This window comes from Prosthecobacter sp. (genome assembly GCF_020439865.1).
Classification (GTDB): domain Bacteria; phylum Verrucomicrobiota; class Verrucomicrobiia; order Verrucomicrobiales; family Verrucomicrobiaceae; genus Prosthecobacter.
In genome coordinates this window covers 1-15,268 of record NZ_JAGRPF010000042.1, presented here as the reverse complement: position 1 = coordinate 15,268, position 15,268 = coordinate 1, and the positions used below count along the sequence as shown (strand labels likewise).

12 protein-coding genes are annotated in these 15,268 nt (G+C 62.3%); 2 read left to right on the top strand and 10 right to left on the bottom strand.

Annotated elements, in window-relative coordinates:
- The 6 genes from KDL09_RS04130 to KDL09_RS04105 all read right to left on the bottom strand — a co-directional run.
- A partial coding sequence (locus tag KDL09_RS04130; RefSeq protein ID WP_294381699.1) for a DUF1549 domain-containing protein occupies positions 1–620 on the bottom strand: 620 nt, incomplete at its 3' end.
- Positions 621–663: 43 nt separating this feature from the next.
- Positions 664–2,964: a PSD1 and planctomycete cytochrome C domain-containing protein gene (locus tag KDL09_RS04125; protein WP_294381696.1), complete on the bottom strand. Its 2,301-nt coding sequence runs from the start codon at positions 2,962–2,964 to the stop codon at positions 664–666.
- 51 nt (positions 2,965–3,015) lie between these two features.
- Positions 3,016–5,373, bottom strand: coding sequence for an SLC13 family permease (locus KDL09_RS04120; RefSeq protein ID WP_294381693.1), 2,358 nt, complete (start codon positions 5,371–5,373; stop codon positions 3,016–3,018).
- 67 nt (positions 5,374–5,440) lie between these two features.
- Positions 5,441–6,475, bottom strand: a complete 1,035-nt coding sequence (locus KDL09_RS04115) for a tRNA pseudouridine(13) synthase TruD (protein ID WP_294381691.1) — start codon at positions 6,473–6,475, stop codon at positions 5,441–5,443.
- A 48-nt stretch (positions 6,476–6,523) separates the two neighbouring features.
- Positions 6,524–7,102 (bottom strand): hypothetical protein, encoded by a 579-nt coding sequence (locus KDL09_RS04110; RefSeq protein WP_294381688.1) that lies wholly within the window; start codon positions 7,100–7,102, stop codon positions 6,524–6,526.
- A 73-nt stretch (positions 7,103–7,175) separates the two neighbouring features.
- Positions 7,176–8,768 (bottom strand): arylsulfatase, encoded by a 1,593-nt coding sequence (locus KDL09_RS04105; protein ID WP_294381685.1) that lies wholly within the window; start codon positions 8,766–8,768, stop codon positions 7,176–7,178.
- Positions 8,769–8,866: 98 nt separating this feature from the next.
- Here KDL09_RS04105 and KDL09_RS04100 point away from each other — a divergent pair, with 98 nt between their 5' ends.
- Both KDL09_RS04100 and KDL09_RS04095 read left to right on the top strand, forming a co-directional pair.
- The gene (locus KDL09_RS04100; protein WP_294381682.1) at positions 8,867–9,466 is read left to right on the top strand and encodes a PepSY domain-containing protein; all 600 of its coding nucleotides are present in this window, start codon (positions 8,867–8,869) and stop codon (positions 9,464–9,466) included.
- 11 nt (positions 9,467–9,477) lie between these two features.
- Positions 9,478–10,074: a PepSY-associated TM helix domain-containing protein gene (locus tag KDL09_RS04095; RefSeq protein WP_294381679.1), complete on the top strand. Its 597-nt coding sequence runs from the start codon at positions 9,478–9,480 to the stop codon at positions 10,072–10,074.
- A 7-nt stretch (positions 10,075–10,081) separates the two neighbouring features.
- On the opposite strand, the gene KDL09_RS04090 is transcribed toward KDL09_RS04095, so the two are convergent.
- The 4 genes from KDL09_RS04090 to KDL09_RS04075 form a co-directional block, all read right to left on the bottom strand.
- Entirely contained in the window at positions 10,082–11,452 is a 1,371-nt protein-coding gene (locus KDL09_RS04090) for a sulfatase (RefSeq protein WP_294381676.1), read from the bottom strand.
- A gap of 139 nt (positions 11,453–11,591) precedes the next feature.
- The gene (locus KDL09_RS04085) at positions 11,592–12,335 is read right to left on the bottom strand and encodes a sigma-70 family RNA polymerase sigma factor (protein ID WP_294381673.1); all 744 of its coding nucleotides are present in this window, start codon (positions 12,333–12,335) and stop codon (positions 11,592–11,594) included.
- 68 nt (positions 12,336–12,403) lie between these two features.
- The gene (locus KDL09_RS04080; RefSeq protein WP_294381671.1) at positions 12,404–13,873 is read right to left on the bottom strand and encodes a serine/threonine-protein kinase; all 1,470 of its coding nucleotides are present in this window, start codon (positions 13,871–13,873) and stop codon (positions 12,404–12,406) included.
- A gap of 80 nt (positions 13,874–13,953) precedes the next feature.
- The coding region (locus KDL09_RS04075) for a dienelactone hydrolase family protein (RefSeq protein ID WP_294381666.1) at positions 13,954–15,268 on the bottom strand (1,315 nt) is incomplete at its 5' end.

Below are 15,268 nucleotides of genomic sequence, written 5' to 3'. Positions count from 1 at the left end.
GCCACCTGCACGGGCGTCGGCAACAGGCCGATGAGATCGACGTAAACGCGTCGTGCGATATGCGCTGGTACCGCCTCGCCAAGCGGCTTCAACTCATGCACCTGCAGTTGCTCGTCGATGAAGGCGTCGATCGGATTCGCCACACCCGGCTCAGGAATTTTCGGGCGCTTCACCGGCTTGAAGGGCTCCCAAGCATATCGCGCGAGAAAGATGTCAAAGGCCTCGCGCTTCGAGTCCAGTTGCGCGAGCGACTCCGGCTTCACCTTCGCATCGCCCGGATGTCCGCCGAGCAGGATCTCCACGAGGTTGGACACACCATCCGCGTCGCTGTCTTTGTCGGCGATCTGCTTCAACCGTTCCGGCAGGCTCTTCTTCTTGATCGCCGCCAGCTCCTTCCCGAAGGCGTTGTGAGGAAACTCCTCGAGACTCTCTGGCGCGTGATTCGTCGAAGGCAGATGGCACAGCGTGCAATCCGCGAGTGTCGCAGGCAGGAAGTGGTCGAAGTAGTTTGCCGCCGCCTTCTTGTTCGCCGGAGTCGCCCACGCAGACACGGCTCCACCCATCGCCACAGCAGCGATGACGCGCAGCAGGACCGGGAGCCGACTGAAGGAGTTTTTCACTGGCAAACCAACGTTCCTGCGAGGGCAAACTCTCAAACCGGGTTCAATCGACGTAGCGCAGTTCATTGCTGGCCAGCAGGGCCTGGCAAAAGGCCGCCCAGACATCGCTCAGCCGCTTGTTCTCATCGTTCTGCGAGGATGCGAGCATCAGACCGGCTTCGCGGATGAAATCATGGGCGCGTTGCGTCTCGGTCTCGCTGGCAGCACGGCCGAAGGCCTGGCCGTAGGCGAACTGGATGCGTGCGGCATCATCGTTGGCCGAATGCTGCACGCGTCCGGCAAAGCGGCGTGATTGCTCGACGAGGAAGTCGTTGTTCAGCAGATAAAGCGCCTGCGTGGCGAGTGTGGAATCGTCGCGTTTGCCGATCACGCCCGTGGCGTCTGGCAGATTGAAGGGCGTCAGTTCAGGCGGCATCGAGTTGCGCAGCATCGTCAGGTAGATGCTGCGATGCGTGTCCGGCTGGTGCAACGGAGGCAGTTCGTTGATGAGAACGTCGCGTCCCTGAATGAGCGAACCCTGCGCCGGCTGGGGATTCAGATTAGCGGCGGCGACGAGCATGGCATCGCGCACGGACTCAGCGTCAAGCCGGCGGCGGTTGTGGCGCGTGAGCAGCACGTTGTCGGGATCGGCCTCTCGCAAGGATTCATCGAAGGCGCTGCTGAGCTGGTAGGTACGGCTGAGGACGATGCTGCGGACGAGACGCTTGATGGACCAGCCGTCGCGCATGAACTGCGTGGCGAGGTGGTCGAGCAGTTCGGGATGCGAGGGCTTCTCGCCATACGCGCCGAAGTCGTTCGGCGTGCGCACGAGTCCTTCGCCGAACAGGTGCTGCCACACTCGGTTCACGATCACGCGCGCTGTCAGCGGATGCTTCGGACTGGCCAGCCACTGCGCGAGTTGCAGACGACCGCTTTGCTTTGCGTCAGGCTTCAGCGTGGTGTCACCACACACGGAGAGAAAGCCGCGCGGGATGGCGGGGCCGAGCTTCTTGGATTCGCCGTCGATGTTGAGTTTGCAATCGACGATCGCCTTCCCCTCACGCACACCCATGGCCAGCGCAGCTCCGGGCTCGTATTTGAAGGCAGGCTTTGACGGCGCTCGACGCGGCGGGTTGTCGAGGATGATCTGCTCGATCTCCGCACGCGGCTTCAACGGCTTCGCCGCTTTGAGTTCGTGCAGCGCCGTTTGCGGTGCGGTCAGGCTTTGATGCGCCGCGGCGCCCCACATCGTCTCGCTGCTCTTGAAGATGCCGGCGAGCGCGTAGTAATCGCGTGTTGGAATCGGATCGGTTTTATGATCATGACAGCGGGCACAGCCGACGCTCAGCGCCATGATGCCGCTGCCCACGACGCCGATTTGATCGGCGACGACGTCCATCTCGAAGTTGTCATTCATTGCCTTCGCCGGCTTTGCGCTGAGGGCCAGAAACGCCGTCGCGATGAGCTGACGGTCGCGCTGCGCGTCCGACTCCGCCGGAAGCAGGTCACCCGCGATCTGCTCGGTGATGAAGCGGTCATACGGCGTGTCCTCATTGAAGGCCGCGATCACATAGTCTCGATAACGCCAGGCATGCGGGAAGCTCGGATTGCGACTCAGACCGTCGTTGCCGTTCGACTCCGCGTAGCGCGCCACGTCGAGCCAGTGACGACCCCAGCGTTCGCCGAAATGCGGAGACGCGAGCAGCGAATCAACGTAGTCGGACAGGTCCGACACATCAGACGTGTCGGACGGAGGCAGGCCGACCAAATCAAACGAGAGCCGCCGCAACAGCGTGCGCCGGTCCGCGTCGGCTGCCGGTTGCAGGCCTTTCGCTTCCATCTTCGCGAGCACAAAGCTGTCGATGGTCCCACGAGGCCACGCCTTGTTCTTAACAGCGGGCGGCTTTGGCGCAGCCACCGGTTTCAGCGACCACAGCGGTTCCTGCGCGGGCTTGCTCGCTGCTTTGGCGGTCTTCGGCAACTCTTCGCGCGGATCCGGCGCGCCCAGCTTCACCCACGTCACAAAATCGGCGATGACCGACGCCGGCAGCGGCTTCTTCGGCGGCATTTCGAGGCCATCGTAGCGTAGCGCCTGAATGATAAGGCTCTCATCCGGCTTGCCGGGAATCAGCGACGGGCCCGACTCGCCACCGGCGATCATTTCCGAAGGCGCGTCGAGCAACAGCTTGCCGCCGAGCTTCTTCGCGTCCACCGAGTGGCATTCGTAGCACTGCTTAACCAGCACCGGCCGAATCTTGCTCTCAAAAAACGAACGCTGCTCCGCGGTCATCTCCGTGGCACAGACGACCCCGGTCACGAAAAGACCAAGGCTGTGCAAAAGGATGCTCGGCGTGAAAGGGCGCATGCTAGGCGAGAACCAACGCTTCTCAACGCGGCTTTTTTGCCTGCGGAGCCGCTACCCGTGCAGCGGCCAGAACCATGGCAGCACCAGCAGCGTCACGATCATGACGAGAATCGTGAGCGGAATGCCCACCTTCGCGTAATCGGAGAAGCGATAGCCGCCGGGGCCCATGATCATCACGTTGGCCGGATGGGCAATGGGACTGTTGAAACTGCCCGCGGCCGCCACGGCCACCGTCATCATGACGGCGTGCGGCGAGAGGCCGAGCGTGGCGGCGGTGTGCAGCGCGATCGGTGCCATCAGCACCACGAACGCTGCCGCAGGCATGATGGTGGTGCCGACGGTGACGATGAGAAAGATCGTGCCGAGGATGGCCATGTCTCCGAAGGGCCGCGACAAGGTGACCAGCCCTTCCGCAAACCAACGGGCGGCGCCCGATTCACGCAATGCAGTTCCCAGCGGCAGCATGCCGGCGATTAGCAGAATGGATTTCAAATCCACCGACTGGCAGGCTTCCTCCATCGAGATGCAGCGGGTCAGCACCATCACCACCGCGCCCAGCAGCGCGGCGAGGTGCACCGGCAGCCAGCCGATCATCGCGGGCACGAGAAACATCAGCATGGCGAGCACGGCCCACGGCGCCTTGCTGTATTGGGGCGCGGGCTGAATCGCCTGCGTGAGCAGAATGAAATCGGCATTCGTGGACAGCGCGCGCAGCTTTTCCTTCGGGCCGTGCAGCAGCAGAACATCTCCATGTGCCAGACGGAGATCACGCAGGTTCGCTGTGTGGGCGGTGCCCTGTCGCCACAGTCCCATCACATTGAGACCGAACTGACCGCGGAACTGGATCTCCATCAGCGTCTTGCCAACCAGCGAGCAGTGGGGCGAGAGTACGGCTTCGACGAGTCCGAACTGCTCCGTCTCGATCTCCGCCCAGCTCCGGCTGATTTCACGCTCGCGCACCAGCCCGCCGATGGCGTTCAGGCGTTCCAGATCGCTGGCCTGACCGAGGATCATCAAGCCATCGCCCGCTTGCAGGACTTCCTCACGCCCCGGAAGCACGATCGTTTGCTCGCCGCGCATGATCGCCAGCACCGCAAATCCCAGCGCATCCCCGAGCCTGCTCTTTCCCAACGTTATGTTCGCGAGGTGCGACTCCTCCGTGATGGTCAGCGTGAAGTGCCGGTCCTCGAGGTGATAAAGTTCGTGCAGCTCGGCCTGCGTCAGCGGGTGAAAACTCTCCAGGGCTTCTCCGGATGTCAGCGCCTCCAGCTTTTCTGTCGGACCGCAGACCAGCAGCACGTCATCGGCTTGAAGGCGGCGTTGTTGCAACCCGTCGTGATAAACAAGGCTGCCGCGGCGGATCGCCAGCACCATCACGCCGAACTGATGCCGAAATCCCACCCAGGCGAGCGTGTGTCCGCTGAGTGAGGACTGGGCGCCGAGCGTCACCTCGGCAAAGCCGATCCCGTCGGCGACCAGATTGCCCCACTCGGAGTTCGGCTGAAGCTTCAAGGTCCGCCAGTCCGCCAGCGCATCGAGCTGTGCGGTCGTGCCTTGAACGATGAGACGGTCGTCATCGCGAAGTTCAAAGCGCGGACCGGGAGCCACATGCGTGTCGCCATCGCGGATGACACCGACGACTTGCAGTCCCAGCGCGGAACCCAGCCGCGTGTCCTGCAGCGTTTCGCCTGCGAGCGCCGACCCGGCGGGCACGCGCATCACGAACGTGCGCTCCTTGAAATCCAGCGTCTCCATGAAACGCATGCCATGCTGCAGGCTCGCCTCCTTGCTCAGGTTTCGATCCGGCAGCAGTCGTCGGCCGAAGAAGGCGAGAAACAGAATACCCGAGGTCGCCGCCACCAGCCCCACCGGCGCGAAGTCGAACAATCCAAACGGGCGCAGCCCCGCCGCGCGAAGCGACTCGCTGACGAGCAGGTTGGTCAGCGTGGCAAAGAGCGTCGTGTAGCCGCCGAGCAGCGCACCAAAGGAGAGCGGCATCAGCAGCTTCGAGGGTGCGCGGCCCGTCCGCCGCGCGATGTCCATCACCGCGGGCAGCATCAGCGCGACGATGCCGATCGTGTTCATGAAAAACGACATCCCTGCCGCCAGCAGCATGATGCCGAGCAGCAGCCGGATCTCGCCTTTGCCCCCGAAGCGCAGAATCTGCCGGCCCAGCCAGCCCGCGACCCCGGCCTGATACAGCCCGGCGCTCAGCACAAAGATCGAGCACACCGTGATGACCACCGGACTGCTGAATCCGGCCACCGCCTGGTTTGGTGTGACGAGTCCGCACAGCGACAGCGCCAGCAGCACCAGCAGCGCGATGAGATCGACGCGCAGGCGTTCGGTCAAAAAGAGCAGCAGGGCCACCACGACAATGCCGATGACCAGTAGAATGGCAGCAGTCATGTCTTGAAGGGTGAAATGGCAGTCGGTTGGAGCTCCATGCGGAACGGAAACGTAAGCTCGAAACCGATCATGTCAGGCGTTCATCCAGCATCGCGAGCTCGCGCAGCACCGTCGTCGCATACGTGCCCTTCGGCAGATCAAACTGAAACTGCAGATCGCCATTCTCCAAGACTTCGAGCACAGCCTGCAGCGGACGCAGGCGCATCACGCGACGTTCCTGCCGCAGTCCGAACTGTTCGAGTCCGGCGGTGAGTTGAGGAAATGCTGCGAGCAGTTCGAGTTCGAGCGCGCGCACCTCGTCCACGCTTTGCAGCTCGCCGCTGCCCCACAGCGGCGCGGTGAGTTCGACGATGCCCTGCTCAAATCGCGACACCTCATCACCGCGCTGGTTTTCCGGCAGCAGGATCGTGCCGTTGTCGGCAAAGCCGAAGACCTCGCCTGCCAGCGGCCGGTCCCAGTTCCCACGCGCCATGCGTCCTGCGACCACCGCATTAAAGAGATGACTGCGGGCCGCGGAAAGCAGCAGCCCGCGCAACAATCGGTCGCCGGGCGTGAACTCGCCGCGAAACATCGCCTCCGCCTTCTCGACGTTGCGCCCCTCGTTGCCGAAACGCTGCACACCGAAGAAGTTCGGCACGCCCTGCTCCGCGATCGCCTCCCAGCGCTGCGCCGCGAGAGCCGCGTCGAAGTCCGGATCGCGCAGACGAATCGTGAAGCGGTTTCCCGCATGGATGCCGCGCCGCAGCTTGCGCGTGTTCCGCGTGATGCGCAGCACACGCAATCCCTCTGACTCCAGCGCCCCCGCTTCCGGCGATGGCTGTCCCGGCATGTGCAGGCTGAACCACTGACGCGTCACCGCATGGCGGTCCTTCAGTCCGCAGTGACTCACCAGCCGCCGCCGCAGTCCCAGCGCATCCGCCAGACGTGCGCCCGCCACATTGCTGTCGAGATCGCGCTTCTCCACCCAGACGAGACAGTGCTCGCCCACACCCGACGGCTCGAACCCCAGCAATTCCTCCACGACAAAATCCTCCGGCTGCGCCTTGAAGCGCGCACGCCCCAGCGGTCCGCCGTGCAGGTAAGGAAGTTCATTGAAATCCATGAAAGAAGACGCTAGCTCGTCAGGACGCTTGGAGCCAGAGGCTCAGCCCTAAAAATGCCCATATTGAGGCTTCGTCATGGTGACGACCACCCCCTTTTTGGTCTTGCGGTCGATCCGCAGAACAAACGTGTAGGCCTTCGCGCTGTTCTCCGGATCTGGCGCGTGTTTCGGATCCAAAACTCCAATCGCCTCAAATTCCAAGTCGTTAGCGTTCAGCCAACGCTTGGGCGTAAAATAGAAATTACCCATTTCAGGCGGGTATTGCGTGGCGATAGGTGAAGCCCCGCTCATCTCAACCAACCAGATGTCCGCTGCACCTCCGTGCCTTGTCTCACGAGTATGAATAGCAACGATGCGTGAGTCTGGCGACCACGCTACCACGGAAGGAGACGCAGAGAAGCGAGCGTCATCTGGGCAAATTGCCAATACCTTGGAGCCCTTGGTTGTTTGGATCGCATACGAGTCGTTTCGATGCACATCCTTGATGGAGGCAACCACAAAGGTTTTGTCAGGAGAAATGAAGCCCGGCTCTTCAGCCATGCTCGCCGCCCCAAAGGTCAGAATGAAGTTGGCGAGTAAAATTCGCATGGTCCCGTGGCTGAATTGCGATGGAAGCACCGCGCTCATGAAAAGAACGGCTTCGGATACTCCCCGATGAAAGCGAAAAGGCCGCCTGAGGTCAAGCTGGCGTGCGCTGGCATCACTTCCCCTTCCTAACCTTCGCCGGATAGCGTTTCACCTCGACGTCGTTCTTTTGCGGCGCGCCCGACGTGCTGCGACCGTCGGTGATTAGTTTTTCCAGCAGCGCCTGCATTTGGGCGACGCGTTCAGGTTGTGCGGCGGCGAGGTTCTTGGTCTCGCCGATGTCGTCGTCGAGATTGTACAGCTGCAGCGGCTGGCTTTGATCGCCGCCTTTGCCCCAGCCGCCGGAACCCGGTGCGAGGATGAGTTTCCACGGACCCTGGCGCAGGCTGGGCACGCCGCTGATGGAGCAGGCCACGACGTGCTCGCGCACGGGTTTGTCGTCGCCCTTGAGCAGCGGCAAAAAGCTGAAGCTGTCCTCGCCCGCGGTGTCGGGCAGCGGAGTGCCGAGGATCTCGGCGAGCGTGGCCATGATGTCGGCCTGCGCGACGAGCTGGCCGCAGGTGCTGCCGGCTTTGACGGTGGCGGGCCAGCGCACGATGAACGGCACGCGATGTCCGCCCTCCCACGCGTCCGCCTTGTAGCCGCGCAGCGGACCGCTGGGATAGTGGCCCTGCTTTTCGAGATCGGTCACGCCGATGTAGGGTGCGCAGCCGTTGTCGCTGGTGAAGATGACGAGCGTGTTGTCCGCGGCGCCGCTTTGATCGAGCGCGGCGAGCACGCGGCCGATGACGGCATCGGTCTCCATGACGAAGTCGGCGTAGAGATTGAGCCCGCTCTTGTCCTTCCACTCTGCATTCACCGCCAGCGGCGTGTGCGGCGAGGTGAAGGTCATGTGCAGCAGGAAGGGCTCCGGCGTTTTCGCCTCGCGCTCGATGAAGGCCACGGCCTTGTCGCCCAGCGTGGGCAGGATGCGCTCGAGCTTCCAGTCCTTCAATGCAGGGCCGCGCTGGCTGGCCTGGTTGCCTTTGAAGTTCGCCTCCGGCAGAAACTCAGACGGGATGCCGAGCGTGCGATCATTCTCGATGAAGCAATACGGCGGCCAGTTGGGCACGTCGGTGCCGAAGTAGCTGTCGAAGCCGCGCGTGGTCGGCCCGCCGGCGATCGTTTTCGAAAACACCGCGTTCCATGCCGCGAGATGCGCGGGCGTGGCGACGGTGCCTTCGTCGTTCGGCCCCTTCGGCTTCGCGCCTTGCAAGAGCTTGCGCTGCGCCGGTTCGACGGGCCAGTCCCAGCCGAGGTGCCACTTGCCAACGATGCCGGTGTGATAGCCGTGCTGCTTCGCGAGGCCGCCGATCGTCAGCCGGTCCGGCGCGATGAGCGGATCGCCAAACACGCCGACGATGCCGCTCTGCAATCGCGTGCGCCAATGGTAGCGCCCGGTGAGCACCGTGTAGCGCGATGGCGAACACACGCCCGAGGACGAATGCGCATCCGTGAAGCGCATGCCCTGCGCGGCGAGCCGGTCCATGTTCGGCGTGGGGATCTTTCCGCGCTGCGGATTGTAGCACTGCACGTCGCCATAGCCGAGGTCGTCGGTGTAGAGAATGAGCACATTCGGCTTCTGTGCAAAGGCACCGGTGGAGAGCAGCAGAAAGGCGGCGAGAACGGAACGGACGAGGGAACGAAGGGACATTTTGAAAACAGACATGCCAGGAACTAACGCACGGCATCGCCCCCTGCCATCAAAGGATCACAACGTTCGCGACTTCCGGCCGCGGCGAGCGTTGAGTGAGGTTTCCAACCCGCATGAAACTCTCCAAGCTCATCCGCCGGACGCACATGTATCTGGCGCTCTTCCTGACACCGTGGCTCATCGTCTATGCCCTGAGCGGACTGGTGTTGAATCACGCCAGACTCTTCATGCACGCTGACGGACAGCTCGCCCGGCCCTTCGAGAAAGTGGAGGAGCGTGATTACAAAGCCGCCTTCTCCGCCGACGCCGATGCGCGCATGATCGGTGCGCAGGTGCTCGAGGATCTGGGACTGTCGGGCACCTTCAACACGCAGGGCAGTCCGCAGCAGCCGAAGCTGATCATCAATCGCAACGGCGCATTTGCCATTCATCGCATCACCTACTTTCGGGAGCAGGGCCGCCTGCTGGTGGAAAAGCAGCCGCTCACCACGCCCATGTTTCTCAATCGCACGCACTTTCGCCACGGCTACGAGCAGCCCTTTGTCGCGGCGAAGATCTGGGCGGTGATCGTCGATCTCGTCGTCGTGGCGCTGCTGTTCTGGGTGCTCTCCGGCGTGTGGATGTGGTGGGAGATCAAACCCGCACGGCTGTGGGGCGGTGTCTTTGGCCTGATCGGACTGGGCATCTTCGGAATCCTGCTGGCCACCATTTGAGGAGACGCACCATGACAAGCACCAACCTCATCCTTCGTCGCACGCATCTGTATCTCGGCATGCTGCTCATCCCGTGGCTGATGATCTACGGCCTCTCGACGCTGATTTTCAATCACGGCGAATACTTCCGCCCGCTGCGTCCTGCCGATCCGCAGTTCGTGTCGCTCTGGGAAAAAGACTACACACTCTCGCACCCGATCACCGACACCAACCTGCGCGAGGTCGTGGCGCAACTCCTCGCCGACAACGGACTTCAGGGTGCCTTCGGCGCGCAACAGAAAGGCAACGTCCTCAACATCACCCTGCAAAACTTTCTTCAGCCCACCAAGCTGACCTACAACATCGCCTCCAAGCAACTGCGTGCCGAGAAGAAGAAGTTCGCGTGGGTGGAAGTGCTGCAGCGCCTCCACTTTCGTGCGGGTTACAACGGCAGCAGCCTCCTCGCCAACGTCTGGCCCGTCATCGTCGATGTCTTTTGCGTGACCATGCTCATCTGGATCCTCACCGGCCTCTATCTCTGGTGGAAGATCCGCGACTCCCGCCGCCTGGGCTGGCTGACGATCGCCGGAGGAATGCTCACCATCGCGCTGCTGCTGGCGACGCTTTGACCGACATTCACTTGAGCAAGCCTTTGAGCTGCTCGCAGGTCTTCGCATGCACCGGGTCATCGGCGAGGTTGTTCATCTCCTTCGGGTCGGCGGTTTCATCATAGAGTTCTCGGCCCGCGCTGCCGCCTTCTCCCCATTCGGTGTAACGCCATCGCGCTGTGCGCACACTGCGCCCCGGCACCTCGCGAAACCGCACCATGCTGTGGGCTGGCCGGTCATGCGGCGTCGCAGGATCGCGGAGCAACGGCAGCAAGCTCACGCCTTCGAGCCCTTTGGGTTCAGGCAATCCGGCAGCCGCCACGACGGTGGGAAAGATGTCGATGAACTCGACCGGACTCGCGCAGTTTTTTCCACCTGCGACACCCGGCGCGGCGATGATAAGCGGCGCACGGGTCGATTCCTCAAACAGGCTGTTCTTCCGCCACAGGCCGTGCTCGCCAAGATGAAAGCCATGATCGCCCCACAACACGATGACCGTCTTGTCGGCGAGCTTCATCTCATCGAGCGCCTCGAGAAGCCGACCGATCTGCGCATCGACGAAGCTCACCGTCGCCTCGTAGGCGAGGATGCATTCGCGCGCTTGAAACTCGGTCGTGCCAAAGTTCGGCCACACCGGCGTGGAGGATAATGCGGCAGCCGGAACTCGCTGACGATAGTTTGCTGGCAACTCCGGCAGTGTCGTTTGATCGAGCGCATACAAATCGAACCACTTTTTCGGCGCGATGCTCGGCAGGTGCGGACGATAAAACCCTGCGGCGATGAAGAAGGGCTTCGCCGCATGGGCTCGAAGCAGTTCAATCGTCGCATCCGCGACCTTGCCGTCCGTTTGTTCCGCATCCGCACCTTCGGCGGCAAGGTAGGCCATCTGATCCGGCAGCGGCAGATCGGGCGTGTGAACCGTGAGCAGATGTTCCTCATCCTTGTCGCGCCCTCGTGGATTCACCACCTCGTCCCACGACGCCGCATCATCGAGACCGTTCGTGCCGATGTCCGTCGGCACGTCCTGATGAAAAATCTTCCCGGCCCGCGCCGCATGATAACCCTGCTTCCGAAACCACTGCGGCAGCGTCATCGCATCCGGCAGTGCATCACGCAGCCGCGTCTTGTTGTTCAGCGCACCGGTCGTTTGCGGACGCAATCCCGTCAGCACCGACGCACGGCTCGGTCCGCAGGACGGATACTGGCAGTAGGCGCGATCAAACCGCACGCCCCGCGCCGCCAGCCGGTCGATGTTCGGCGTTTTCACCCGCGCATCGCCAAAGCATCCGAGCCGCGTGTTCAGATCATCCACGGCGATGAACAGCACGTTTAACTGCGCAAATGTGGGCAATGTTCTGCCAATCCAGCAAAGCAGAGTCAGGATGATGAGAGGCCGCATTTGCAGTCAACGTCGTCCGGCAGTCTGTTCTACGGCGACTCACGGCATCTGCCATTCCACCCGATGAAAGGTCGGGATCTCGCCCTTCCAATTCGCAGGTTGGGATCGTTTGCCCGGCTCCTGCCTTCAAACCGGGCGATTAGCTCAGAACCTGGATGAGGTAGCGAAGCTCCTCTCCGATGTCGCTGGCTGCCGGCACGGTTTGCGCGATCTCGGCTTCGACGGCGGAGCGGAAATCTTTGCGCAGGCGATGGATCATCACCTTCACCGCGCCGGTGGACATGCCGAGCTTTGCTGCTGCGTCTGCCTGGGAGAGCAGATCGGTGTCGCCGACGAGCCATGGCTTGAGAATGTCGAACTGGGCGGCTTTTCCGGCTCGGGCGAAATCCGCCTGCACGGTTTTGAGACTGCGGTCCATCACGGCGAGCGCCCACTCCCGGTCAAAGTGCTGGTCGGAAGGCGCACCGGTCGGATCGGCAATTTGCAGACCCGGCGATGTGTCCGTGGCTTCACGGTCGAGGGATTCGACATCCACGCCACCGCCGCGCTTCTCGCGGCCTTCGTTGCGTCGGCGTTCGGCGAGGAAGTGCTTGAGAGCGCCGAGCAGGTAGGAGCGGAAGCGCCCCTTTGCCGGGTCGGCGCTGCCGATTCCTCCGCGGGTGAGCACACGCTCGAAGAAGGCCTGTGCGAGCTCCCCGCTCTCATCCTCATTTCGCCCTTCGCTGCGGAGAAAACGGAACACCGGCGCCCAATACGCCTCACACAGCTCGCTGAGGGCGGTGCGCGCTTCGGGCGCATCCGTTCCCGATCGCAGCACCAGCGTCCAGCGTGTGGTGTGAAAGGAGCCGGTGGATGGAGGCATTTCGTCCGGGCGATGGCTCATGGATAGGTCGTGGTGACTCGAGGATGGATCGGCAGAGCAGTGTGGAGCTTGTGAGTCGGCTGGTATTACTACCGATGAGAGGCAGGACCCTTTGCCCATGTGGCGACTCGACGAATGAGAAACGTGGAGGCCGCGAGACCCACCACGATCACAATCAACGTAAACAACCCGTCATTGGTGGACCCTAAAAGTCTTAACAGCTCGAAAACAAGCAAGCCGGTCAGTCCGAATACCAAAAGCACCGGCCACGCCAAGGTGCCAGACATGGCGCGAAGAAAGCCCCGCTTCTGACCGAAGGATGCACGAATTTCCCTCAGCGCACTCACACCGAATCCGAATCCAAGCAAGCCCGCTGCCGCAAAGAGAGCCAATGACAAAACCAGCATCAAGATTTGCGTCATGCTGGTTTGCGGCACTTCTGGCGCAGCGGACGGCGACCGCTGGAGAGTGACCGATGCGACCGAGAACAAGAATCCCAGCACGAAGCTAACCGCCGTGCAAATCGAGGAGGCAGTGGCAAATCGTGCCGTCACGCGGGTGTCGGCGGACGCGCTTTGGTCCTTCTTGGTGGACGGGGTGATGCCAGCAGAGGTGCCTGTTTGTTTGGCTGCTTCCATCTGGGTCTTCACTTCACCAACCGTCTGGAATCGAAGCTCGCGCTCTCTTTCGAGGGTGCGCATCACGATTTCATCAATGCGCGCGTCCACGGCGGATTTCTTGGAAGGCGGTGCGAACCGGCCCAACGGCAGTTCGCCGGTCAGCAATTCGTAAAGCACCACACCGAGCGAGTAAATGTCCGCGCGCTGATCGACATCGCCGGGAGATTCAAACTGCTCGGGTGCCATGTAGTGCGGGCTGCCGAGCACGAAGCCGCGCTGCGTGAGCGTCAACATTCCGGCGTCGTTTTCACCCACCAGCTTCGCGATGCCGAAGTCCGCGATCTTCACAAGCCCGCGCGAGTCGATGAGGATGTTTTCCGGCTTGATGTCGCGGTGGAGGATGCCCTTCTCATGCGCAAACTTCAGCGCCGCGCAGACGTCCTGCACGAGAGTGAGCGCTTCCGACGGCGTGAAACGGCCTGTCTTCATGGACTGGCGAAGATTCACACCGTCCACAAACTCCATCATCAGATACGCAAACGGGCCCGCCATGCCGCTGTCGAAGACCGTGACGATGTTCGGATGGTTCAGCCGCGCGAGCACCCGCGCCTCGCGATCGAACCGCTCGGCAAACGCCGGATCGCCCGCCAGATCACTCGAAAGGATCTTGAGCGCCACGAAGCGGTCCAGCTTCGGTTGCCGCGCCTTGTAAACCGCGCCCATGCCTCCCGCGCCGAGGAGCTCTAGCACCTCCAGTTCCGGGAAGTGCGCGCCGACTTCCGCCACGGTGGGCGTTTTCGCGCCTTTCGACGATGGAACGGTGGATTGAATTTCGGTGGCCGCCCCGAGCAGCACGCACTTGGGGCACAGACCTTGAGGCGCGCCTTCGGGAATCGGAACGCCGCACTTTGGACAGGAGGATGGGATGGGATTTGTCATGGCACTCACTTCCTGAGCCGCGCGGGAAGGGAGGTTACAACTTTCTCGATTTTAATCCAAGTACAGCCTTCAACTGCCCTCTACTCCCACGCCACACGCAGAAACTCCGGCGCTGGGCCTTTCCAATTCGCAGGTTGAGTCCGTTGGCCCTGCTGCCTGTCTTCAAACTGGGCGCAGAGGCCGAGTTGATCGATCTGGCTCCAGTTCGCCAGCGCCACGCCATCACTGGTTTTGAAATCAGCGGGCGAAAGCGCGAGCGTTTGCGGCGCGGCAGCACCGGGAACCTCACGACGGCAGATGTAGGTCATTCGTTTGCCGCGATAGCTGCGCCATTCGTTCTCCTGCAGCACGATGGTGATCGTGTTCGTCTCCGGCATCGTGAGCGTGATCGACAGTTTGGCATTGTCCGGGCCGCGCCACTTGGGATCGGTGATCTTGCGCGTCCAGTTCTGCCAAAGCGCCGGGCTCTGCTCATTCAGCCGATACCAGTCATGCCAGCCGCGCGCGAAGTCGTCGATGAGCCGCAACTTCTCATCCGTGGCCTTCACACCAGCGGCCTGTAGATCGACGCTCATGGCGCTGTGAAGTAGCGAGCTGAGACACACGTCGGTGATCGCCGGCAAATGCGGCAGCGTCTCGGATTTCGGCAACGTGTAGTAAATATTGGCGAAGGCGTAAAGCGGTTCGTCGGTGCTCAACACGGGTAACTTGGCCTCCCATGCATCGCCCTTTTTGACCGCGACGGCATCGCGCCAGAATCGGGCGCGTGGATCGGGATCGATGCTGTAGTAAATGTCCACGCGGGCGATGGGAAGCGACGACGTGTCCGGCATCACCCGCATCACCGGAATGCCGTCGGCGGTTTTGAGTTCCCACTCGGATTTCGGCGTCTCCGGCAGTGCGGGACCGCCTTTGAGACAGTGATCCAGCCAAAGCGGACGCGTCACCGCGACCTCGGGAATGAAGCGATGATTGAGATGCGGCGAGAAGGCGTAGCGCAGCGGCTGGTCTTTGATCAGCGCATTGGTGCGATACACGTCATCCATCCAGCCATGGAAATCGTTCGTGCCGCTGAGGTGCATCACCGGGCAGTGAATGCGCGGCGCGTAGTTCTCGAAGCCCAGCGTTCGCGCAAACAGCGCCGTGTCTCCATGGATGTTTTCCTGCTGCGCCTTGCCGCCCATCATCTCGTGCGGCTCGGTGCGGAAACCCTGGCCGCCCACGCTCGGCGCGGCGACCTTCACGCGATCGTCAGTGCCCGCGACATGCATCGTCAGGTTGCCGCCCATCGAGTGGCCGAAGATGCCGATGCGCTCCGCATCCACCTCCGGCTGCTGTTCCAGAAACGTCAGCCCGCGACGACATCCCAGCGTGAGGAGATACCAGTTGTTGTTC

Coding starts and splice junctions, on each gene's coding strand:
- KDL09_RS04125 (WP_294381696.1), bottom strand. CDS start 2,964: ATGCGCCCTTTCACGCCGAGCATCCTTTTGCACAGCCTTGGTCTTTTC.
- KDL09_RS04080 (WP_294381671.1), bottom strand. CDS start 13,873: ATGACAAATCCCATCCCATCCTCCTGTCCAAAGTGCGGCGTTCCGATT.
- KDL09_RS04105 (WP_294381685.1), bottom strand. CDS start 8,768: ATGTCTGTTTTCAAAATGTCCCTTCGTTCCCTCGTCCGTTCCGTTCTC.
- KDL09_RS04100 (WP_294381682.1), top strand. CDS start 8,867: ATGAAACTCTCCAAGCTCATCCGCCGGACGCACATGTATCTGGCGCTC.
- KDL09_RS04085 (WP_294381673.1), bottom strand. CDS start 12,335: ATGAGCCATCGCCCGGACGAAATGCCTCCATCCACCGGCTCCTTTCAC.
- KDL09_RS04095 (WP_294381679.1), top strand. CDS start 9,478: ATGACAAGCACCAACCTCATCCTTCGTCGCACGCATCTGTATCTCGGC.
- KDL09_RS04110 (WP_294381688.1), bottom strand. CDS start 7,102: ATGAGCGCGGTGCTTCCATCGCAATTCAGCCACGGGACCATGCGAATT.
- KDL09_RS04115 (WP_294381691.1), bottom strand. CDS start 6,475: ATGGATTTCAATGAACTTCCTTACCTGCACGGCGGACCGCTGGGGCGT.
- KDL09_RS04120 (WP_294381693.1), bottom strand. CDS start 5,373: ATGACTGCTGCCATTCTACTGGTCATCGGCATTGTCGTGGTGGCCCTG.
- KDL09_RS04090 (WP_294381676.1), bottom strand. CDS start 11,452: ATGCGGCCTCTCATCATCCTGACTCTGCTTTGCTGGATTGGCAGAACA.